Below are 22,787 nucleotides of genomic sequence, written 5' to 3' on the forward strand. Positions count from 1 at the left end.
ATGATATATCCTCCGGATGTCGCTTTACCTGGAAGTATCGTTTTAACAGACGAGGAAGGACAAGCATGGATCATCAGGGAGCGGACATGCCCATAGGTTCCTTTTACCGGCAAACAAGGGGGTTAATTTTTGTACAGCGTAGTAGGTGTCCGTTTTAAAAAAGCGGGTAAAATATATTATTTTGATCCACTTGATTTTCCGATTGAACGAGATCAATGTGTTATTGTTGAGACAGCACGTGGGGTGGAATACGGTAAGGTTGTCGTAGGCAAAAAAGAGGTGGAGGAGTCCGATGTTGTACTACCCCTCAAAAAAGTGATGCGTATTGCCGGAGAAACCGACGCACGCGTTGTTGAGGAGAACAAAAGTGCCGCTAAGGAGGCTTTTACCACCTGTTTAAATAAAATACGCGACCACGGTCTCAAAATGAAGCTCGTAGATGTAGAGTTTACTTTTGACCGTAATAAGATTATATTTTACTTTACGGCCGAAGGACGCGTTGACTTTAGAGAATTGGTTAAGGATCTGGCAAGTATTTTTCGGACCCGCATTGAGCTTCGGCAAATTGGGGTACGTGATGAAGCTAAGATGCTAGGTGGACTTGGACCTTGTGGACGAGTGCTTTGCTGCTCCTCTTGGTTAGGAGATTTTGAACCCGTATCCATAAAAATGGCCAAGGATCAGAACCTTTCACTTAATCCGACCAAGATTTCCGGACTTTGTGGACGTCTGATGTGTTGTTTAAAATTTGAGCATGACAATTATGAGAGTGTAAAGGAAGAAATGCCAGCGGTCGGCAAGATTGTCGTGACCTCATTGGGGGATGGCAAAGTAGTAGGAATCAATGCCGGAAACCGTACGGTTCATGTACAGTTGTTTGAAGTGGGCAAAGTTAAGGAACTTCCAATGGATGATGTTGTCGTCAAGTAAACCATATAAGGTTACTTTCGGGGTGGAAACTTGGAGAAGAAAAATATATTTGCACACATGCAGGATATGGAAGCGCAGATGGAAACGATGCGTGCCAATCTTGGAGAATGGAAACAGACGGTAAAAGAACTGATGGAAGCTAACCAGAGGTTAACTCTGGAGAATGAACAGCTTCGCAAAATTTTAAAGCGGGATGCACCTTTGGATCCTACCGTAGATTCTGCGGAGGCGGAAGCTCTTTTAGCTACCGGAGAGGGAACAGAAGAGGTTGTCGGGGAAGGTTATGACAACTTGGCTCGACTTTACCACGAAGGCTTTCACATCTGTAATGTTTATTTTGGACATTTACGCACGGAAGGTGACTGTCTGTTCTGTCTTTCTTTTCTTAATAAATGAGGATATCCAGCCGTAGGAGATTAATCCTACGGTTTTTTTTGAATTTTAGCCAATAGATATATGCATTTGAAGTAAGTTTTTCTCAACAAAACCTTTAGGAGATTATTACATGACGAATTCTTTTAATGATATACCTGTCCCCTTGTTACCGACGGAGCGGATGGATGATTTACTAACACATGACCTGCGCATTATTCAAAGTGATGAAGTATTTAGCTTTTCTATGGATGCTGTATTGCTTGCTCGTTTCGCCAGTGTTCCGCCACGCGGAAGAGTTCTAGATCTTTGTACGGGAAATGGTGTAATACCGATTTTAATGACTACTCGGACAAAAGCTTCTATTGAAGGTATTGAAATACAACCTCGTTTAGCTGATATGGCTCGTCGTAGCGTGGCTCTCAATGGCCTTCAGGATCAGGTTGTAATTCATGAAGGTGATTTGCGCGAGTTATATACTACCGCAGGACATGGGGTGTATGATGCAATAACGGTGAACCCCCCTTATATGCCGCTTAATGGCAGTGATCTGAAGCTGAACAACCATCAAGCTATGGCTCGTCATGAGATAGGCTGTACACTGGAGGAGGTCATTCAGGCTTGTGTGCGATTAGTTCGGACGGGCGGAAAGGTAAGTATGGTTCATAAACCACAACGGTTGGTTGATATTATCAGTCTTATGAGACAATATAGACTCGAGCCAAAGATTATTCGGTTTGTACATCCACGTGCCCATCTGGAGGCAAATATGGTATTAATCGAAGCCGCACGTGATGGAAAGCCTGAGGTTCGTTTACAACCACCGCTCATCGTATATAATGAGGACAATCAATACTGTCCAGAGATTATGGACATCTACTATGGTGCTAAAGAGGGTAAATCATGACGATATCATGCCAAAGCAGTTTTCAAAACAAGACTAATACCAGTACTCAGGAGACAACAGGGTCGCTTTTTCTGGTGGCTACACCTATCGGTAATCTGGAGGATATGACCTATCGTGCAGTCCGCACATTACAGGAATGTGATATTATTGCCGCGGAAGATACGAGACAGACCCGAAAATTACTCAGCCACTTTGAGATTTCACCTTCGATGTTGTTTAGTTATCATGAGCATAATAAGGCTGCCAGTGGACCTGAGCTTGTACGCTATATAATAGAAGGAAAAAATTTGGCACTCGTCAGCGATGCCGGTTTACCAGCTATTTCTGACCCTGGAGCGGATCTTGTAGCCCTTGCTATAAGTCATGGAATTCCGGTGATTCCTATCCCTGGAGCTAACGCAGCGTTGTCAGCTTTGATTGCTTCTGGTCTATCTACGAATACGTTCACCTTTATCGGTTTTCTTCCCCGAGAGCGTAAGGACATCCGAGCAGTATTAAGTCCACTTCGTTCGGCTCAAGGCACTTTGTTGTTCTACGAATCTCCCCATCGCGTAGTTAAGACACTTGCTCATCTTCAAGAAGCATTCGGTAATCGCCAGATTGTGTTGGCACGTGAATTAACGAAAAGATATGAGGAGTTTCTACGCGGTTCGATTGAGGAATGTACACTTTGGCTTGCTGAACATCCTCCGCTAGGCGAATATGTTATTGTCGTAGAAGGGGAGAGCAAGGAAGATGCAGAAATCGCAGAATCGGCGTGGTGGCGTCAGTTAAGCATTGAAGATCATGTAGCTCATTATGAAGCACAGGATGTACCACGGAAAGAGGCTATGAAAAAAGCGGCATCAGACCGGGGTGTAGCCAAACGTGATATTTATAATGCGTTGCTTGATAGAGCAGAAGAGTAAGTGTTATAGACGAATTCCTAGAATAACTAAGGATTCTCGGAGCCGATTTGAGCTTGAGTGATTTATCTGTGGGTTAAATGTACTTTGTACAGTTATTTTTGAATTTTTTTATGTATTTGTTCGTTTAGTTGTACTTCATACAGTTATAAAGGTGGAAAGGATTGATTTCACGGAGATATAGGAAATATAAGTGTACAAAATACAATTAATTCGTTTAATGGTAAAAAGCATTTAAAATAACTGTAAGAAATACAACTAAGTATTACTAGTTCCGTCTTGAAGCACATTGCCCTTAGGGAGGGGATAACCAGGAGGGCAAACCCAGACATAAAAAATACCTCCCGCGGTCACGGGAGGTCAAGGAGATATGAAAAGGTTAGAATTAACAATTTGATTAGTTCTATTATATACTATTTAATTTAGTTTGTCACAGGGGTAGGGATGGAAGATATGCATTCATGACAAACTATTTTTCCTTTAAAGTAAGTTACGTTCTCAGCGTTGCCACAGAAAATGCAGGCAGGCTCATACTTTTTAAGCATAATCCGTTCGCCATCAACGTAAATTTCCAGTGCGTCCTTTTCGCCAATGCCAAGTGTACGGCGTAATTCAATAGGAATAACAACCCGTCCAAGTTCGTCTACTTTTCTTACAATTCCTGTTGATTTCATCATAACAATCGTTACTCCTCTCAATGTTCCAAAAACGTCATTATTCGACATTGTTCACTGTTTTATGATACTTATAATACCAACGATTCCCAAATCAGTCAACCTTTTTTCATAGGCTGAATAAGAAAATTTCCATAAGAACTTTGAATGTCCCTATAAAAATTAAGAATTACCCTGAAAGCATTTTGTCGATTTACCAAGACCAAAAATGATACTTTTCGACAAAGTACGACATAATTACTTATTATATACTGATATTAGTTAAAATCATATTAAATTATTAGAAGGAGTTGATCTCATGAAGCAGCCGCTCACGGAAGAAAAAGTTTTCAAGGATCCCGTTCATAATTATATTCACGTACAGGATACGATTATTTGGCGACTAATTAATACAAAAGAATTTCAGCGTTTACGCCGGATTCGCCAGTTAGGTACCTCATATCTCACTTTTCATGGTGCAGAGCATAGTCGTTTTTCTCATTCTTTAGGAGTATATGAAATTACACGCAGAATCATTTCGCAATTTGAGCGCAGCGGGTATAAGGATTGGATTCCGGAAGAAAGTTTGCTTACTTTGTGTGCGGCTTTGCTGCATGATTTAGGGCATGGCCCATTTTCACATTCTATAGAAGAAGCTTTTGAAATGAACCATGAGGATTGGACCTGCCGGATTATTTTGGAGGACACGGAGATTACCGAAATATTGCGTGATGTGGAGGAAGATTTTCCTCGTAAAGTAGCTTCAGTTATCTCTAAGACTTATGAGCATGAAATTGTTGTCAATTTGGTTTCCAGTCCACTGGATGCTGATCGTATGGATTATTTACTGCGTGATGCGTACTATACAGGTGTAAACTATGGAACCATCGACATTGATCGGATTTTGAGAATGCTTCGTCCTTATAATGGGCGGATTGTAGTAAAAGAATCAGGTATGCATGCCATTGAAGATTATTTAATGTCGCGTTATCAAATGTACTGGCAGGTATATTTTCATCCGGTGACGCGCAGCTCTGAAATTATTTTGCGTCAAATCTTCCGTAGAGCTAAAGAATTGTTCCAAGAGGGGTACAAATTTCGCTTTATGATCGCTCCGCTGGAAGATCTCTTTCGAGGAGAAGTAACAGTGAAGCAATATTTAATGCTTGATGAGGCACTGGTACAGACTGCTTTTATGCAATGGACACTTGAAGAAGATGAGTTATTAAGCGACTTGTGTACCCGTTTTATTCATCGTAAACTGTATAAATATGTAGAGATCGAGAATTTGGATACAGATATGATTGCGGAAATCCGCAGCAGTTTTGCGGGAGCGGGACTTAACCCAGAATATGACTTAGAGATTGATTATCCGACAGATTTGCCTTATGATGTGTTCCGTCCAGGAGCAGCCTTCGACAATAATCAAATTTTACTGCTTGATCGGAATGAGCAATTGCGGGAAATTTCAGAGGTATCGGATATTGTGCGCTCAATAAGCGGAATTCATCGTGGCAGATATCACCTATATTTTCCGCAGGATAAGCTGAAAAAAGCCCTTACACGCTTGCCCTCTTCTGTAGCAGAGATTTTTGCAAAATAATACAAATATTTATGGAACTATTGATAAAAACAACAAGGAGTGAGCTTTAAAATGTATCTGTTCGACACACATACACATCTAGATGCGCCTCAATTCGACGAGGATCGCGAGGAAGTTATAGCTCGTGCAGTAGAGGCCGGAGTCAGCAAGATGATCAATATTGGATTTAACCGGGAAACGATCCCTTCAACGATGAAGCTGGCTGAATCTTATGATTATATTTATGCAGCGGTGGGCTGGCATCCACAGGATGCGATTGATATGAAAGAGGGCGACCTCGATTGGATCGCCTCTCTTTGCAGCCATGAGAAAGTGGTGGCCATCGGAGAGATTGGGTTGGATTATTATTGGGATACCTCTCCCAAGGATGTACAGCAGGAGGTCTTCCGCAAACAAATTGGACTAGCCCGTGAACTAAAAATGCCAATCTGTATACATGACCGTGATGCTCATGAAGATGTCGTACGGATTTTACGGGAGGAAAAAGCAAATGAAATTGGTGGCGTAATGCATTCGTTCTCAGGCAGCTGGGAAACAGCAAAAATGTGCCTAGACCTTGGATTTCATTTGTCATTTGGAGGACCGATCACGTTCAAAAATGCCAGAGTGCCTAAAGAGGTGCTTGCACAGACGCCATTGGACCGATTATTGATCGAAACAGACGCTCCATATTTGACTCCACACCCCTTCCGAGGCAAGCGAAATGAGAGTGCTCATGTGAAGTTAGTAGCAGAGGCTGCGGCTGAAATTAAAGGGTTAACATGGGAAGAATTGGCTAAAATTACGTATGCGAACGCACTGGAACGATTTGGGATTGTCTGAAAACAGGAGTAAAATGGGTGAAAAATAGAGAATAGCCGATATATTAAACTTTTTTAATATAAAAACGGCTGATTATTACAATATTTTAACCATATATTTGCGTAAACGTGGTTGAATCGTCCTTTACAACATGCATCAAAACAGGATATCATCTTTTCAGTGATGTGAGCTGTTGTTATTGTGACAGCCATTGATTCATGGATCGTCTCGCTGAGTCTCCGTATGGAGAACGGGGGAACCAATATTGGACTGCCGCATGCCTGTATCTTGAATACGACTAGGAATTGCCGCAGAACAATATTTGATTTCTTCACGTGGTCTTTGGGGTGAATTTAAGGGCAACCGCCGTGAGCGGGTGACCTGAAATAGGGCGTCTCTCTTTCGTCCGAACCCGACAGCTAACCCCGTAAGCGCAAGTAAGAGAGGCAACCTCGTGCACAAACATTCCCGCGTATTCTGACATCGGAGAAGCCACGAAAGAGTCCTCAAGAGAACTCTTTTTAGGCTTCTTTATTTTTGAATAAACTGAATGTTGCCCGCATACTGTTATATAACAGGTGTGGGAGTAGCTGTGCCGAGCAGGCGATCCATGAGCAGGAGACGCTAAGTTAATACGTGCGTATCCTGTGACAATCTCAAATAGTTTCGTCAAAGAAATTCAGTCCTCATGATATACAAATTGACGACGAGGCTATGTAAGGAGGATGGAGAGAATGGGCTTATTCCAACCAGAGGTATCCCATGATTCGCAGTCATCCAGCAGGTCTTTCGCATTACGGTGGGAGCAAGTAAATACTCGCGTACTTTTACTTGCAGGTGTGATTTCAATCGCAATCGCGCTGTTAATTCTGCTGTACGTACACGGTCAAAGTAACAAACAATTAGTTTTAGTAATAGACGGGCAAACACAGACACTTGAAACGCGAGAAGCACTTCTAGGTGATGTGTTGGAGAAAGAGCAAATTTCGCTGCAGCCGCATGATGAATTATCTTTAGGTCTGAGTGATGAAATAAAAGACGGTGACCGTGTCGTTATCAATCGTGCGCAGAAATTTAGCCTTACTGCGGACGGAGCAACAAAAACGTTATATACGACCGAAGACACTATCGGTCAAGCGATTGACAAACTGGGTATCAACCTAGAAGGCTATGATAAGATTTTTCCTTCGTTAGACACCACCATCTCTGCTGACATGGAGATTAAGATCGTTCGTATCAACAAGCAAACGGTACAGCGAACAACTAACTTACCTTTCCGTGTTATTAAGACAGCAGATCCCTCCCTTACTGTGGGAACAGTTAGAGTGGCACAGGCAGGCAAACCAGGCGTCATGGTTCAGCATATTGAAAAGATCTATCAAGACGGAGAACTGGCCTCTATGCGCATGATCGGCAAGGAAGTACAAACGGTAACAAAAGATAAGATCATTGCCGTTGGTACTAAAGCACTTCCTAAGCCTACTGTAGTTGCTAAAGCTACAACAACTTCCAAATCAAGCACTACCTCCAAAACGACTAAAGTTAGCGCTAAGACTAAGAACGTCACAAGCAAGGCTGGCGTAGATTTTGAGTACAAGAAGATGATTAAGAACGTCTCCATGACAGCTTATTCGTCAGAAGAGCCAGGGATAGGTACTAAAACTGCCTCCGGAACACGCGTAACGGAAGGTCGTACAATTGCAGTAGATCCGAATGTAATTCCTATTGGCTGGTGGGTTTATATCGATGGGCTTGGATTCCGCCGTGCAGAGGATACTGGCGGTGCCATTAAAGGCAATAAAGTGGATGTCTATTATGATTCCCTGAGCCATGCTCGTAATTTCGGCCGTAAATCACGTACCGTTTATGTGATTGGACCTGTGAAACCAGAGCTTAACTAGAACTGAAGCTTTTGCAAAAAATCCTTTGATAAGCTATAGTGATGATAACCGTTAAGGAACGCTGGATGATCATTTCGTTGATCGCAGAGCAACCGCTCATCACTTATACATTCTTTAACCAAAAGAAGAGGAGCGAATCCTCTTCTTTTTGCTTTTTTTGGAAGGAGTCAAGAAATATGATTAAGGAATTAATCGTCGTTGAAGGCAAAAGCGATACCGTAGCCATTAAGCGTGCTGTAGAAGCGGATACCATTGAGACAGGCGGCTCTGCTGTAAACCGGACTGTAATTGCTAAGATCGCGCTTGCTATGGAACGTAGAGGGGTTATTATTCTTACGGACCCGGACCATGCTGGGGAGCGAATTCGTAAAATCGTTTCAGCGAAGGTGCCGGGCTGTAAGCATGCTTTTATTCCAGAGAAGGACGCAACTCGAAAAGGGGATATCGGTGTAGAGAATGCATCGCCAGAGGCGATTCGTCATGCGCTGCGTAATGTACATACCTCTTTTGAAGGAGCACCTGCTTTGATTGGTATTGATGATCTTATGGCCGCTGGAATGCTTGTACACCCTCGGGCTGCTGAAAGACGTATGGCGCTTGGTAATTTGCTTGGAATCGGATATTGTAACGGCAAACAGCTGTACAAGCGGCTGGCGATGTTTGGGATTACGCGGGAGGAATTTGCCGGGGCTCTCGCCCAAATTGATCAGGGAGGCATTACTTCATGAGTGGTAGAGAGGAAATTTCGACTCCAAAACGGACCAAAGAGATTATTCAACGTTATGGATTCAAGTTCAAGAAAAGCCTGGGACAGAATTTTTTGATTGATCAAAATATTTTGGACAAGATTGTAGACGCTGCTGGACTAGATAGCGATTCTGGGGCGCTGGAGATCGGGCCGGGAATTGGAGCGCTGACGGAGCGTCTGGCACTAACAGCGGGTGCTGTAACTGCCGTAGAGATTGACCGTAGACTGATTCCAATATTAAAAGACGTACTTTCCCCCTATCCCCATGTTAAGGTTCGTAACGATGATGTCCTCAATGTGAACTTGCAGGAAATGTTCAAGGAAGATTTCACCACTGTGAACAAGGTCAGTGTGGTTGCTAACCTGCCTTATTATGTGACTACTCCGATTCTGATGAAGCTGCTCGAAGAGAAGCTTCCCCTTGATAACATCGTTGTAATGATTCAGAAGGAGGTTGCGGAGCGTATGGCTGCATCTCCAGGTGGAAAGGAATACGGAAGTCTTAGCATTGCCGTGCAGTACTACAGCGAGCCTGAGCTCGTCTGTATCGTGCCACGTACCGTATTCATCCCTCAACCTAATGTGGAGTCTGCTGTTATCCGTCTGAAGGTTAGAGAGCATCCTCCGGTAAAGGTGGAGAGTGAGAAGCATTTCTTTGAAGTGGTTCACGCTTCTTTCACACAGCGCCGCAAGACGATTGCTAACAATCTGAAGGCTCGTTACTTCCCTGAACAGGGACGTGAGCAGCTGGAGGCTTTACTCGCAGAAGCGGGTATTGAACCGACCCGTCGCGGAGAAACACTCAGTCTTGAAGAATACGCCCGCTTAAGCAGTGTTTTGCTAGCCGCTGGAATTGAATAAGCAATAAGAAACGGTTGTTGTCTTAAAGGACGACAACCGTTTCTCGTAGAAATATAAGGATGTTATTGTGGTGGAGCATTATACATTCTTATATTTTAAAAATATGGCGAGTTATGAACCAACTGAGGCCTTTGCCCATACGATGGGGTAGAGGTGGTGGTTGTAATGAATTTAGGAGACTTGGTCGTTCGCAAATCTTATGGCGGTGATTTAACATTTCGTGTAGATAATATTGTGCAGGATAGAGCCGTCATTAAAGGCACAGATTTCCGCCTGTTGGCGGATTCTCCTCTGGATGACCTGGTTCAAGTGCCTCCTACCCGAATAACGGAACGGGGACAGCAAGCACAGATCAAAGCGAAGGAATCACTGACACAGCTGCGGAAGGATCGTCAGGAGCAAAGTCAGCGGAGCGGGGGAACCCTAACAGAGGGGACATGGGCTCCACCGTCCAAGGAAGCTCCTTATTTTGAAGTGCCGGGTAAAGTACTGCATCTGGATGGCGATCCGGCATATTTGAATAAGAGCCTTAGCTTATACGAGCAGCTGCGGATTCCCGCTGAAGGGCATCATGTTCATGAATCTGCAATGGCTGATACGTTATACCGGCTGTTGCCCCGTGTACGCCCAGACATTGTAGTGATCACTGGTCATGATGGGGTACTGAAGCAACAGCATACTTACGATCTGTATAGTCTGAATAGCTATAAAAATTCACAAAACTTTATAGCTGCTATTAGGGTAGCTAGGGAGTATGAGCGGAATTTTGATGCGTTGACTATTGTTGCCGGTGCTTGCCAATCTCATTTCGAGGCATTACTTGGAGCTGGGGCTAATTTTGCCAGTTCACCTGGCCGAATTTTGATCCATGCTCTGGATCCCGTGTATGTAGCCGCAAAATCATCCTTTACTTCCATCAGGGATACTGTAAATCTTAGCGATGTTCTGAATAATACCATCAGCGGCAATCAGGGTATTGGTGGTGTTGAGACCCGTGGCAGCTTCCGCATCGGAATGCCGCGACTGCAGAATCTGTCGGCGCTAAAAGTGACACCATCAGCCATTTAAGCGGTAGAGATAGGTCTATGGTGTCAGGAATATAGGTAATTTGAATGGGCTGAATAGAATATCCGAAAGAAAGGGTGAGCGCTGAGCTTAACCCTTTCTTTTTTTCTTTGTAATGCCTATATTACAGATAACAAGGATATTAGTCCGGCGCTGATTTCTCGCAAAAAAATTCCGTTGACAACGAAATATGCATCAACTATAATTAATTATTTATTTGCTTTGACATTGTCCTGAAAAAGTTGTATAATGGACAAGAAAAGAGGTGGTCGTCAGGTAATGGCTAATAACGCGCTGTTGGAAATCAAACGCAGTCTTGAAGCTCACGTCGGTCATAAGATCACATTGCGTGCAAACGGAGGTCGTCGTAAAACCGTTGAACGCACAGGTGTCCTGGAAGAAACGTACCCTTCTGTATTTATTGTCAAACTGGATCAGGAGCAGCAAACTTTTAAGCGAGTCTCCTATAGCTATGCCGATATACTTACTGAATCTGTGGAAATCACAGTTTGTGAAGACGATGGGCAGATGCGGATTATGTATATTAAAGCTTAATGTTTCACGAACAGTCTCCCTTGGAGGCTGTTTTTTGTTTGCGTTTTTTGGGACAAATATTTGGTGCATGATCCGTGTTCTAAGCAAGCATACTAATTGGGCAACGGGTTAATCATTTATTTTCATAAGGGAGGAATTCCGTAATGAGCCGCAGAAAACGAGGCATGATGTCGGAGGAACTGAAGACAGAGTTAGCCAAGGAGCTGGGTTTTTATGAAACCGTAGAACGTGAGGGCTGGGGTGGTATTACAACTCAAGACGCTGGCAACATGGTGAAAAAAGCGATACAGCTTGCTGAACAGGCCGCGCGGAAATCTTAAACTTTAGGCTATAAAGTGAATATTACTGAAAAAGGGTGCGTCTAAATGGCGACACCCTTTTATTATTGGACTTCATTAGAAGTTTCTCATATAATATGTTAAGTTGTTTTTACGGGAAAAGCTGAAGGTGGGTGAACGCCTTGAAAATGTATGAAAAGGCACCAGCTAAAATTAATTTGATGCTGGATGTGCTGCACAAACGTGCTGACGGTTTTCATGAGGTGGAAATGATTATGACCATGGTAGATTTAGCAGATCGCTTAGAGCTGTCTGAGCTGCCAAGGGATACTATTATAATATCAAGTCAGGCTGGTTATATTCCCTTGGACGAGAAAAATTTAGCTTTCCAGGCGGCAAGGCTTATTAAAGACCGTTATAACGTGAAGAGTGGGGTACATATCCATCTGGATAAAAGAATTCCGGTTGCGGCTGGCCTGGCTGGCGGCAGCAGTGATGCCGCAGCTACGCTACGCGGTCTAAACCGTCTGTGGCGTCTGGGTATTCCTGCGCAGGAGCTACAGGAGCTTGGCGCTGAGCTAGGTTCAGATGTACCTTTCTGCGTCACAGGGGGCACAGCCTTGGCTACAGGACGAGGCGAAAAGCTGACGCCAATCAATAACCCGCCACAATGCTGGGTTGTGTTGGCCAAACCACCGATCAATGTATCGACTGCAGAAGTTTATGGACGCGTTCGGAGCAATAATATAGCGGTTCATCCTTCTGCTCGAAAGATGCAGCAAGCAATAGAAGCTGGAGACTTTGGGGGCGTGTGCAATCATCTAGGCAACGTGCTTGAAGATGTTACCCTAAAGCTGCATCCAGAGGTTCAGCAGCTCAAGGAAGCGATGATAAAGCTTGGAGCAGATGGCGTACTGATGTCAGGCAGCGGACCTACCGTATTCGGATTAGTGTCCAAGCAGTCTAAAGTAGCAAGGATTTACAACGGACTGCGAGGGTTCTGCAAGGAAGTCTACGCAGTGAGATCACTGAATTAGTCTGCTTCTCTTGTGTAAACCCGTACAAAAGTGATATATTTTTCTAAAATATTCGGTTTTGGCGAGGAGCATTCCGTGAAGAAATTAAAAAGAAGCCAACGTTTGGTAGACATGACTCAGTTTTTACTTGAGCGGCCGCATGAACTACTGCCGCTGTCTATATTTGCCGATCGCTATGGAGCGGCTAAGTCCTCCATCAGTGAAGATTTGGCAATCATAAAAGAAGTATTTGAAGGTGAAGGCATCGGAGAGCTGCAGACTTTAGCTGGTGCAGCGGGTGGAGTACGTTATATCCCAGTTATGCCTAAAGATATGGCGCTTACCTTTGTGCAGCGCTTATGTGTGCAGCTAGAGCAGACTGACCGGATATTGCCTGGCGGTTATTTGTATATGTCGGATCTACTTGGGTTGCCGTCTTTGATGGAACAGGCGGGTAAGATCATCGCAACGGCGTTTTACGGATCGGAAATCGATGTGGTGATGACCGTTGAAACGAAAGGCATTCCACTAGCCTACGCAACAGCAGCACAGCTAGGCTTGCCGGTAGTGCTTGTGCGACGTGACCATCAGGTTACAGAGGGATCAGCAGTAAGTATTAACTACGTATCAGGATCTCATAAAAGCATACACACAATGTCTCTCTCCAGACGGGCACTCAAGGAGAAATCGCGAGTACTTATCGTAGATGACTTCATGAAGGCGGGAGGGACTGTACGTGGTATGGTCGATCTGCTCGGTGAATTTAATGCCGAGGTTGCTGGGGTAGGCGTTTTAGTGGAATCAGGCGCTGTAGAGACGGAAGAGCGTCTGTTGCACGATTACGTGTCCTTGGTAAAACTAAGTGAAGTAGACTCAAAAGAGCGGAGAATTTCGGCGCATCCGGGCAACTACTTTTCCTCTTGATTAGCCATTCTCTTACATTTTCAAAAAGCGTGGAAATTGTCGAAAACGTAAGGAATATTAAGAAAACTACTCGATGTATGTCGAAAACAACATATCTCAAAAAATATATTTCTTTTTTAGGTATTTTATGGAATGAAAAAGAAGGAATTCGCTTTGCTGTGTGGAATTATACACCAAGTCTCTGATGGAAAAAGGTGGTGAACACACACATGCAAATTACGGATGTCAGACTCCGCCGCGTTAACTCTGAGGGGAGAATGAAAGCAATCGCATCCATTACCATCGATAACGAGTTTGTTGTTCATGACATTCGCGTCATCGATGGCAATAATGGGATGTTTGTTGCAATGCCCAGCAAGCGTACACCGGACGGCGAATTCCGCGATATCGCGCACCCGATCTCTTCGGGAACACGCGAAAAGATTCAATCCGCGGTTCTGGCCGAGTACGATCGCGCCGCTACGGAAGAAGAAGAAGTTATTGAAGAGGGAGCTTAGGCTTCCTCGGAAGACTGCTACCTTTTGGGTGGCGTAGGATCCGCCGTTTTTGATAAGATCACACCGACATACACTTCATGAATTAGCAGCCTGATCTTGCAAGAAAAGCTATTGCTGGTGAAGGATTTGACGACATCTTCGAAAGGCAGCGATAAATGCTTTTCTAACTTGGGGTTTATAGAAAAGAGAACCATGACTTCATGGTTCTCTTTTCTTTTTGCCCGGAATGAGATATATTCAGTAGTGAGTTCAAGAGTAGGAGGTTGGCATTCTTGAAAAGAATGGCTGTAGTACTTGCCGCAGGTCAAGGCAAGCGAATGAAATCTAAATTATATAAGGTGCTGCACCCCGTTTGCGGTAAGCCGATGGTAGGGCACGTGCTTGATACAGTAAAAGCGACCGGATGCCAGCGCACCGTTGTTGTTGTTGGGCATGGCGCAGAGAAAGTTAAGGCCTATGTAGGTGAGGGCGCAGAATACGTGCTGCAGGAAACTCAGCTCGGCACTGGCCATGCTGTCAAACAAGCAAAGGATTTACTTGCTGGTGAAGAAGGAACAACTATAGTTATTTGTGGAGACACACCACTTGTAACCACAGAAACTCTAGAAGGACTCATGGCGCTTCATGAACAGCGTAATGCGGCTGCAACCGTATTGACAGCTGTTATGGAAATGCCTACAGGCTACGGAAGAATTATTCGTGGTGAAGATGGCGGCGTTCTGAAGATTGTAGAGCAGAAGGATTGCACTACTGAAGAAGATGCGGTTCAAGAAATCAATACAGGCACTTATTGTTTTGATAATGCTAAATTATTTGCTGCACTCGAGAAGGTAACGAACAGTAATAACCAGCAGGAGTATTATTTGACTGATGTGATTGGGATTCTTCGTTCACAAGGGGATACCGTACTAGGATATCAGACCCATGACGCAGCTGAGTCTATCGGCGTTAATGATCGTTTAGCTTTGTCCGAAGCGGAAGCCTTTATGCGTCAACGTATTAATCGTAAACACATGCTAGGCGGTGTGACCATCATTGATCCAGCCTCCACTTATATCGGGGCAGATGTAGTTATCGGATCAGATACTACGCTTTATCCAGGAACCATCCTGAAAGGGAAGACTGTAATCGGGGACAATTGTGTGATCGGACCGGCTAGTGAAATCGAAGACTGTCAGATTATGGATGATGCAACGATTAAGCAGTCCGTATTGAATCAAGCTCAAGTCGGCGCACGGACAACCGTTGGGCCTTTTGCCTATTTGCGTCCAGGCTCTGTGCTTGGAGAAGAAGTTAAGGTTGGAGATTTCGTCGAGATCAAGAATGCTACGATTGGTGACGGTTCAAAAGTGTCACATCTTAGTTATGTCGGCGACGCATCTGTAGGTAAGAATGTAAACGTCGGGTGCGGTGCGATTACCGTTAACTACGACGGGTATAATAAATTCAAGACAACAATCGCAGACGATGCCTTTATTGGCAGTAATGTTAACCTTATTGCTCCAGTTACTGTGGGCAAAGGGGCTTTTGTTGTAGCAGGTTCGACAATTACACGTTCCGTTTCCGAGAACGATCTGGCTGTAGCTAGAGTAAGACAAGAGAACAAACCGGGATATGCAGAGAAGATCCGTTCCCGTGCAAAAGCGAAGAAAGACCACTCGAGTCCATCGTAAAGCGTTGCTAAGAAGCGCCGGACGGACTTATATTTCCGCGCCGGCGCCTTTGGAAAGCTAAATTCCGTCACGGAGGGTTTATATTTTATGACTTATTGTGATTCCAAGTTAAAGATTTTCACCTGTAACTCCAATCCTAAGCTAGCTAGTCAAATTGCTGATTACATCGGAATTCCGATGGGTGAATCACACACCACAAGTTTCAGCGATGGAGAAATTCAGGTCAAGCTGTCAGAAAGCGTTCGGGGATGCCATGTTTATATTGTTCAATCCACTTGTGGCCCTGTAAATGATAACCTGATGGAGCTTTTGGTTATGGTAGATGCGCTTAAACGTGCCTCCGCAAAAAGCATCAACGTGGTTATCCCTTACTACGGATATGCCCGTCAAGATCGTAAAGCCCGTTCCCGTGACCCCATTACCGCTAAGCTGGTAGCGAATCTAATTGAAAAGGCTGGCGCTCACCGTGTAATCACGATGGATCTTCATGCCATGCAGATTCAAGGATTCTTCGATATTCCAGTGGATCACTTGCTTGGTGTACCGATTCTGGCTCAGTATTTCCGTTCCAAGCAAATTGAGAACCCAGTTGTCGTATCGCCGGACCATGGCGGTGTAGTACGTGCAAGAAAGCTCGCTGATTTCCTGAACGCTCCACTGGCTATTATAGACAAGCGTCGTCCAGAACCTAATGTCAGCGAAGTTATGAACATCATCGGTAATATCGAAGGCAAAACAGCCATCCTGATCGATGATATCATCGATACCGCTGGAACTATCGTACTTGGTGCTAATGCTTTGATGGAAGGCGGCGTGAAGGAAGTATACGCATGCTGTACACATCCAGTATTGTCTGGTCCTGCACACGAGCGTCTGGAGAACTCTCCAATCAAAGAAATTATCGTGACGGATACCATTCCAATTCGCAGCGCGAATCCAACCTCTAAGCTCAAGGTGTTGTCCGTGGCTCCACTTATGGGTGAGGCAATTATCCGCGTTCATGAAGAGTTGTCGATTAGTAAATTGTTCGAGATTGAATAAATATAACGAATGAATAGTACAAAAGGGTTACACCTCCGTTCTCGGAGATGTAACCCTTATCGGCGTGCTACAGGTAGAACTACTCGATTTAGTATCCGGGGCGGGAGACAAAGGTGAATAAACTGCGGTTATAGAGTGTCCCTTGTAGCTCCACGAAAGCTTCGTCTACCGCTGTTAATACACCGATATCAATATGCACGTCGCCCTTGTATATTTCCACGGGCACAGCATATTGGATGTGGTACTGAAAATGGCGTTGATGTGTCAATAATTCGCCTTTGTGCGGCATAGGTTATCACCTGTCTTCGGAGTATAATTTCGCTCTGGTTGCACAGAGATATGTAGATTAGATCTATTGTACCAAAAACGGAGTCCTCTTGCCGGAGAGCCCGGATGGAAAGGAAAGGTTCGATAATGAAATGGATTGTCGGATTGGGAAATCCCGGAACACAGTATGCGAAAACAAGGCATAATGTTGGTTTTATGGCTTTGGATGAGCTTGCTGCCCAGAACGGAATTGCCTTCAACCAGAGCAAATGTAAATCCGTCATCGGTGAAGGGATCATTGGTGGCGTCAAAACCGTATTGATTAAGCCCATGACCTTTATGAACTTGTCCGGTGAAGCCGTTCGCGCTTATATGGATTATTACAAAGTTCAACTTGAAGATATGATCGTCGTTTATGATGATTTGGATACAGAAATCGGAAAAATCCGCTTGCGCTATCAAGGAAGTGCTGGTGGACATAATGGAATTAAATCCATCATACAGCATGTAGGAACACAGAATTTCAATCGGGTACGAATGGGTATTTCTCGTCCTGAGCCAGGTTTTGCTATTGTCGATTATGTACTTTCTACTTTTCCTAAGAAGGAAAGCGATCCACTTAAGCAAATGATCCTTAATACTTGTGATGCACTGGAATACAGCTTACAGCATTCATTCGAGCAGACGATGGCTAAGTTCAATGGTTAATCTGTAAACCCTGTCGTTTTTAAGGCTAAAGATGAAGCTGCCCGGACATACTGAAGGTATATAGTACCTTCAGGAGGCATATAGATGGCAATAAACTATGTTTGTAGGCACTGTAAGACATCTCTAGGCAGTATTAATAGAACTGATGTTACAGAAATGCAGTTGGGCCTTCATTCCTTGACCCCTGCGGAGCGCAGAGATATAATAGCGTATAATTCAGAAGGTGAAATCACGGTAAAGGTTACTTGCGACTATTGCAAGGAGGCTTTAGAGAACAATCCGGAGCTTAGCCTGCTGACAAGTCCGCTTCAGTAAGGTGGAAGCGCCTGTCTCTATCGTCATCCGCAAGCCTTGGCGTTACAGCTGAGGCTTCTTTTCGATTCCAATCATAATAGGTGACGGTGGCTATGCCACCGTTAGCCTGTTTAGTAAGAGAGGTGCGCCTGTTGTTACAAGGTCTTATAGAAGCTTTTTCCAAGGATCCCGATTTCCAGTCTATCACCCATGGTGTTGCTGCAGGTATGAAAGAGCAGCTCATTTCGGGGCTTACAGGTTCTGCTAGACAGATTATGCTTGCAGCATTACATGAAGAGACAACTCGTCCCTTACTTGTAGTGACTCATAATATGTTTTCGGCCCAGAAGATGGCCGATGATTTGCAGGAAGCGCTTTCTCCTGACCGGGTTCTGCTCTATCCTGCCAATGAACTAGTGGCTGCAGAAGCGGCTGTATCAAGCCCAGAGACACTGGCTCAGCGTATAGATGTGCTGACCAAATGTGCTCAGGGCTTCCGTGGTATTGTTGTAGTTCCTTACTCAGGAGTACGTAGATTGCTGCCAGCCCCAGAGGTTATGGCAGAGGCTCAAGTCACCGTTTCCCAAGATGGAACGCTTGCTCTGGATGAATTTTTGATGTCCATGATTGAAATGGGCTATGAAAGAGTAGAGCGGGTTGAAAATCGTGGTGAACTAAGCGTACGGGGTGGAATAATTGATTTTTATCCAATGACATCTCCTTTGGCTTATCGGGTTGAGTTATTTGACGATGAGGTTGATTCCATAAGAACTTTTGATCCAGTGGATCAGCGTTCTATTGATAAGGTACGTAGTGTGAAGATTACACCGGCTAAAGAGATTATAGCTAGTAGATTGCGCCAGGAATCTGCTTCTGCTGAAGCCTCAGCTATGATGGAGCGACAGTTGGAGAAGATGGCGGATCGCCAGGCGAAGCTCAGGCTGCGGGAAGAAATTGGCCGTGAGCTGGAAATGCTGCGGGAAGGTACTTATTTCCCGGAGATCTATAAATATATCAGTCTTTTATATCCTGAACGCTCTCATTTATTTGATTACATGGCCCAGGATACCATTCTTATTCTAGATGAGCCTACAAGACTGCTCGAAACGGCGAGACAGCTTGAACGGGATGAATCGGAATGGAACCTGCATTTGCTGCAAAACGGCAAATCATTGCCGAATCTAGATCTCTCTGTGGATACGGATGTTGTTATGTATCAGCGCCCGTTCCAAAGTCTGTTTATGTCAATCTTTTTACGTCAGGTTCCGCATATTCAGCCTCAGAACATTCTTGGATTTATCAGTCGTGGAATGCAGGATTTCCATGGACAGATGAATGTGCTGAAATCGGAAATGGAGCGTTGGCAGAAGTCCGGTGTTAAGGTAATGATGCTTGCGAGCAGTGAGGAACGGATTGAACGAGTGCGCAGAGTTCTTTATGATTACGGCATTAACGAGCCGATGATTATACAAGGAAATCTGGGTTCTGGTTTTGAGCTGCCCTCAATTCATCTAGCTGTTATAACGGAGGGAGAAATGTTCTCTCAGAAGCAGCGGAAGGCACGGAAGATCTCCAAAGGAATAGATAATGCAGAACGGATCAAGAGTTACACAGAGCTGAAAATCGGTGATTATGTCGTCCATCAGAACCATGGTATCGGCAAATATATGGGAATTGGCACGCTTGAGGTCAGCGGTATTCATCGTGACTACATGCATATTTTGTATGCTGGCGGCGATAAGCTCTCAGTTCCGATTGAGCAGATTGATCTAATTCAGAAATATGTCGGTTCCGAAGATAAAGAGCCGAAAGTATATAAGCTAGGCGGCAATGAATGGACACGAGTGACCAATAAGGTTCGTTCCTCCGTTCAGAATATTGCTGATGATTTGATAAAACTATATGCTGAGCGCCAAAGTGCCGCAGGGTATGGCTTTGAAAAGGACACACAGGAACAGCATGAATTTGAAGAAATGTTCCCTTACGAGGAGACCCGAGATCAGCTTCGGGCTATCGAAGAGATTAAGAAGGATATGGAACAAAACCGGCCAATGGACCGATTGCTTTGCGGTGATGTTGGGTATGGTAAGACTGAAGTGGCTATTCGGGCGGCTTTTAAATCAGCGATTGAAGGTAAACAGGTGGCGGTGCTAGTCCCGACAACAATTTTGGCTCAGCAGCATTATGAGACCTTCCGGGAACGTTTCGCTAATTACCCGCTTAATATTCAGGTCTTAAGTCGTTTTCGCAGCCGTAAAGAGCAGAACGAGACAATTAAAGGCGTTAGGGCAGGAACTGTCGACGTAGTTATCGGTACACATCGTCTGTTATCTCAGGACCTTGTATTCAAGGATCTGGGGTTATTAATTGTGGATGAAGAACAGCGTTTCGGCGTGACTCATAAAGAAAAGCTGAAAAAGCTGAAAACAAATGTAGACGTTCTTACACTGACTGCAACTCCAATACCTCGTACGCTACATATGTCGATGCTCGGAGTGCGGGATCTGTCTGTCATTGAGACCCCACCAGAGAACAGATTCCCTGTGCAGACGTATGTGGTAGAGCATAGCCAGACTCTTACACGGGAAGCTGTAGAGCGGGAATTAGCTCGCGGAGGTCAAGTCTATTATCTCTATAATCGTGTGCAGGGCATTCAAGAAATGGCCGCTCAAATCTCTATGCTTGTTCCTGAGGCTAGAGTTGGCATCGGACATGGTCAAATGTCGGAATCTGAGCTGGAGAAGACCATTCTCGATTTCCTTGACGGAGAATACGATGTGCTCGTCAGCACAAGTATTATTGAGACGGGCGTAGATATTCCGAACGTTAATACACTTATTGTGCATGATGCGGATAAAATGGGCTTGTCTCAGCTCTATCAGCTGCGTGGACGTGTAGGCCGGTCCAATCGGATCGCTTACGCTTATTTCACGTATCAACGGGACAAGGTTCTGACAGAGGTTGCAGAGAAACGTCTGCAGTCTATTAAGGAATTTACGGAGCTGGGCTCTGGTTTCAAAATAGCGATGCGAGATCTGTCTATTCGCGGGGCTGGTAACTTGCTGGGTGCAGAGCAGCATGGCTTTATCGCATCCGTGGGATTTGATCTGTACTCACAAATGTTAGCGGAGGAAATACGTAAGCGTAAGGTTACTGTGCTCGGGGAGGAAGATACGTCCCTTAAAGAAGGCAATACAGTCATTGATTTGTCGATTGACGCGTATCTGCCGTCAGAGTATATTTACGACAGTATCCAGAAAATTGAAATTTATAAAAAAGTGGCGGCAGTAACCTCCTTCGATGATGCTTCCGAGCTTGAAGATGAGCTCTTGGATCGGTTCGGTGAGTTACCTGAAGCCGTGGTAAATCTACTATCGGTCGCTCGTCTGAAAGTGTATGGAAAAATGTATGGCATTGATTCCATGATTAGACGCGGAGATGATGTTACCTTGAATTTCTATGAGGGAAGTCTCGGCGCTTTAGACACAGCGAAACTCGCCAAAGTTGGAAATAGCTTCGAAAGACGTGTACAATTTGATAGGGATGCGAAAGCCAGTATCCGGGTCAAATCGAAAGATTTAAGTGATAAACAGCTGCTTGACTTGCTTGAACAGTTTCTTAAGGAAGCTAAACAGTCTTTTAAATCGAAGGGAGAACTACACAATGTCGTTAAATAAAACAAAATCATGGAAAGTGCTGCTCGTTTCATTGGCAGCGGCAGTTTCCTTTTCTATGCTAGCAGCATGTGGAAATAGTGCTGATGATAATCAAGCCGTAGCCACTTATAAAGGTGGAACGATTACACAAAAGGAATTCGCAATGGATCAAAAAATCATGAAATTTCTATCTCCGCAACAAGCGCAATATTTAGAGATTGATGCGTTTAAGGAGTCCATTCTGAAGCAAGAAGTGGGCTTTGAATATTTGGCTTCCCAAGCAACGGATGAAGCGAAAAAGCAAGCGGAGAAAGAAGCCGATACTCAAATTGCAAGCATTAAGGAACAATTGGGCGATACCTATAAGAAGACACTGAAAGACGCTGACGTCACTGAGAAAGATATCCGTACTTATATGGAGCGTGTGCTGACAGTTTATCAGGATATGCTGCTTAAAGTGACTGATGATCAAGTTGTCAAAGAATTCGAAGCGACCAAAGGCGACTTTACGGTTGCCACACTGCGTCATGTGCTAATTGGTCTGACAGATGCAGACAACAAAGAGCGTACCAGCGAAGAAGCGCTTAAAATAGCGAAAGAAGTTAAGGCGAAGCTGGATGGCGGGGCTGATTTCGCAGCCATCGCTAAGGAATATTCTGACGATACTGGCTCTAAAGAGGCAGGCGGAGAATATAAAGATAAAGCTGTAGGCACATATGTGGAGGAGTTTAAGAAGGCTGCTCAGACCTTGCCTCTAAATACCGTCAGTGATCCTGTAGAAACTTCTTACGGTTACCACATCATCAAGGTGGAGTCCCGTACAGACAAGACTTTTGACCAGTTAACGGATGAGCAAAAAGAAGGCATTAAGAGCTCAATCGTATCCAAGAACCTCGAAACGTTCATGGAAAAGGATCTGGAAGGCATTATTGAGAACATCAATCTGCCAAAAAGCTCTGCTGCCGCAGATGAAACCGGAACAAATAGCGGAACAGAAGCCACTACAGCTCCAAGCGCATCCCCAAGTGCTTCTCCAAGTGCTACAGATGCAGCTGAATAAACATCGGTAAATATGGACAAGCTTACCTTAGAAAAGCCATCTTCACTTAATGTGAAGATGGCTTTTTATTTC

Annotated in this window: 23 protein-coding genes and 1 riboswitch; of the genes, 21 read left to right on the plus strand and 2 right to left on the minus strand. The window is 44.4% G+C overall.

Going from position 1 to position 22,787, the window contains the following annotated elements:
• Positions 1–129: 129 nt before the first annotated feature.
• From MKZ09_RS00155 to rsmI, 4 genes are all read left to right on the plus strand, one after another.
• Positions 130–930 carry a PSP1 domain-containing protein gene (locus MKZ09_RS00155; RefSeq protein ID WP_036678838.1) on the plus strand — a complete coding sequence of 267 codons (801 nt, stop codon included), beginning with the start codon at positions 130–132 and terminating at the stop codon, positions 928–930.
• A 30-nt stretch (positions 931–960) separates the two neighbouring features.
• Positions 961–1,326, plus strand: a complete 366-nt coding sequence (gene yabA / locus MKZ09_RS00160) for a DNA replication initiation control protein YabA (protein WP_036678835.1) — start codon at positions 961–963, stop codon at positions 1,324–1,326.
• A gap of 109 nt (positions 1,327–1,435) precedes the next feature.
• The gene (locus MKZ09_RS00165; protein ID WP_076208065.1) at positions 1,436–2,209 is read left to right on the plus strand and encodes a tRNA1(Val) (adenine(37)-N6)-methyltransferase; all 774 of its coding nucleotides are present in this window, start codon (positions 1,436–1,438) and stop codon (positions 2,207–2,209) included.
• The gene (gene rsmI / locus MKZ09_RS00170) at positions 2,206–3,117 is read left to right on the plus strand and encodes a 16S rRNA (cytidine(1402)-2'-O)-methyltransferase (RefSeq protein WP_036678832.1); all 912 of its coding nucleotides are present in this window, start codon (positions 2,206–2,208) and stop codon (positions 3,115–3,117) included. Before MKZ09_RS00165 ends, rsmI begins: the two co-directional genes overlap by 4 nt.
• Positions 3,118–3,536: 419 nt before the next feature.
• On the opposite strand, the gene MKZ09_RS00175 is transcribed toward rsmI, so the two are convergent.
• The gene (locus tag MKZ09_RS00175) at positions 3,537–3,791 is read right to left on the minus strand and encodes an AbrB/MazE/SpoVT family DNA-binding domain-containing protein (RefSeq protein WP_036678829.1); all 255 of its coding nucleotides are present in this window, start codon (positions 3,789–3,791) and stop codon (positions 3,537–3,539) included.
• 295 nt (positions 3,792–4,086) lie between these two features.
• On the opposite strand from MKZ09_RS00175, the gene MKZ09_RS00180 reads away from it, so the two are divergent.
• The 13 genes from MKZ09_RS00180 to MKZ09_RS00240 all read left to right on the plus strand — a co-directional run bounded on the left by MKZ09_RS00180 (position 4,087) and on the right by MKZ09_RS00240 (position 16,730).
• On the plus strand, positions 4,087–5,370 hold the full coding sequence (locus tag MKZ09_RS00180) for an HD domain-containing protein (protein ID WP_076138499.1): 1,284 nt from the start codon (positions 4,087–4,089) through the stop codon (positions 5,368–5,370).
• Positions 5,371–5,421: 51 nt separating this feature from the next.
• On the plus strand, positions 5,422–6,192 hold the full coding sequence (locus MKZ09_RS00185) for a TatD family hydrolase (protein ID WP_036678823.1): 771 nt from the start codon (positions 5,422–5,424) through the stop codon (positions 6,190–6,192).
• 198 nt (positions 6,193–6,390) lie between these two features.
• Positions 6,391–6,620, plus strand: a riboswitch (cyclic di-AMP (ydaO/yuaA leader).
• A gap of 285 nt (positions 6,621–6,905) precedes the next feature.
• Positions 6,906–8,072 (plus strand): 3D domain-containing protein, encoded by a 1,167-nt coding sequence (locus MKZ09_RS00190; protein WP_076105834.1) that lies wholly within the window; start codon positions 6,906–6,908, stop codon positions 8,070–8,072.
• A gap of 176 nt (positions 8,073–8,248) precedes the next feature.
• Entirely contained in the window at positions 8,249–8,800 is a 552-nt protein-coding gene (gene rnmV / locus MKZ09_RS00195; protein ID WP_036678817.1) for a ribonuclease M5, read from the plus strand.
• Positions 8,797–9,681 carry a 16S rRNA (adenine(1518)-N(6)/adenine(1519)-N(6))-dimethyltransferase RsmA gene (gene rsmA, locus MKZ09_RS00200; protein ID WP_076138498.1) on the plus strand — a complete coding sequence of 295 codons (885 nt, stop codon included), beginning with the start codon at positions 8,797–8,799 and terminating at the stop codon, positions 9,679–9,681. Before rnmV ends, rsmA begins: the two co-directional genes overlap by 4 nt.
• A gap of 165 nt (positions 9,682–9,846) precedes the next feature.
• On the plus strand, positions 9,847–10,749 hold the full coding sequence (gene yabG / locus MKZ09_RS00205; RefSeq protein WP_036678813.1) for a sporulation peptidase YabG: 903 nt from the start codon (positions 9,847–9,849) through the stop codon (positions 10,747–10,749).
• A 276-nt stretch (positions 10,750–11,025) separates the two neighbouring features.
• Entirely contained in the window at positions 11,026–11,301 is a 276-nt protein-coding gene (gene veg, locus MKZ09_RS00210; RefSeq protein ID WP_019914493.1) for a biofilm formation stimulator Veg, read from the plus strand.
• A 143-nt stretch (positions 11,302–11,444) separates the two neighbouring features.
• Complete coding sequence (locus MKZ09_RS00215; RefSeq protein WP_036678812.1) at positions 11,445–11,621, plus strand: small, acid-soluble spore protein, alpha/beta type; 177 nt, start codon at positions 11,445–11,447, stop codon at positions 11,619–11,621.
• A 140-nt stretch (positions 11,622–11,761) separates the two neighbouring features.
• Positions 11,762–12,616: a 4-(cytidine 5'-diphospho)-2-C-methyl-D-erythritol kinase gene (gene ispE / locus MKZ09_RS00220; RefSeq protein WP_076138497.1), complete on the plus strand. Its 855-nt coding sequence runs from the start codon at positions 11,762–11,764 to the stop codon at positions 12,614–12,616.
• Positions 12,617–12,691: 75 nt separating this feature from the next.
• Positions 12,692–13,519 (plus strand): pur operon repressor, encoded by an 828-nt coding sequence (purR, locus tag MKZ09_RS00225; protein WP_036678807.1) that lies wholly within the window; start codon positions 12,692–12,694, stop codon positions 13,517–13,519.
• 209 nt (positions 13,520–13,728) lie between these two features.
• Positions 13,729–14,016, plus strand: a complete 288-nt coding sequence (gene spoVG, locus MKZ09_RS00230; RefSeq protein ID WP_020425826.1) for a septation regulator SpoVG — start codon at positions 13,729–13,731, stop codon at positions 14,014–14,016.
• A gap of 272 nt (positions 14,017–14,288) precedes the next feature.
• Entirely contained in the window at positions 14,289–15,689 is a 1,401-nt protein-coding gene (glmU, locus tag MKZ09_RS00235) for a bifunctional UDP-N-acetylglucosamine diphosphorylase/glucosamine-1-phosphate N-acetyltransferase GlmU (RefSeq protein WP_076208067.1), read from the plus strand.
• Positions 15,690–15,776: 87 nt separating this feature from the next.
• Positions 15,777–16,730: a ribose-phosphate diphosphokinase gene (locus tag MKZ09_RS00240; RefSeq protein ID WP_036678796.1), complete on the plus strand. Its 954-nt coding sequence runs from the start codon at positions 15,777–15,779 to the stop codon at positions 16,728–16,730.
• 88 nt (positions 16,731–16,818) lie between these two features.
• Here MKZ09_RS00240 and MKZ09_RS00245 read toward each other — a convergent pair whose 3' ends face one another.
• On the minus strand, positions 16,819–17,019 hold the full coding sequence (locus MKZ09_RS00245; RefSeq protein ID WP_036678792.1) for a hypothetical protein: 201 nt from the start codon (positions 17,017–17,019) through the stop codon (positions 16,819–16,821).
• A 125-nt stretch (positions 17,020–17,144) separates the two neighbouring features.
• Here MKZ09_RS00245 and pth point away from each other — a divergent pair, with 125 nt between their 5' ends.
• From pth to MKZ09_RS00265, 4 genes are all read left to right on the plus strand, one after another.
• Positions 17,145–17,705, plus strand: a complete 561-nt coding sequence (gene pth, locus MKZ09_RS00250; protein WP_076138504.1) for an aminoacyl-tRNA hydrolase — start codon at positions 17,145–17,147, stop codon at positions 17,703–17,705.
• A gap of 84 nt (positions 17,706–17,789) precedes the next feature.
• Positions 17,790–18,020: an anti-sigma-F factor Fin family protein gene (locus tag MKZ09_RS00255; protein WP_076138494.1), complete on the plus strand. Its 231-nt coding sequence runs from the start codon at positions 17,790–17,792 to the stop codon at positions 18,018–18,020.
• Positions 18,021–18,151: 131 nt separating this feature from the next.
• Complete coding sequence (mfd, locus tag MKZ09_RS00260; RefSeq protein ID WP_076208085.1) at positions 18,152–21,676, plus strand: transcription-repair coupling factor; 3,525 nt, start codon at positions 18,152–18,154, stop codon at positions 21,674–21,676.
• Positions 21,663–22,715, plus strand: coding sequence for a peptidylprolyl isomerase (locus MKZ09_RS00265; protein ID WP_076138492.1), 1,053 nt, complete (start codon positions 21,663–21,665; stop codon positions 22,713–22,715). Before mfd ends, MKZ09_RS00265 begins: the two co-directional genes overlap by 14 nt.
• Positions 22,716–22,787: the final 72 nt, after the last annotated feature.

Source organism: Paenibacillus sp. FSL R5-0908 (genome assembly GCF_038006245.1).
GTDB classification, from domain to species: domain Bacteria; phylum Bacillota; class Bacilli; order Paenibacillales; family Paenibacillaceae; genus Paenibacillus_AQ; species Paenibacillus_AQ odorifer.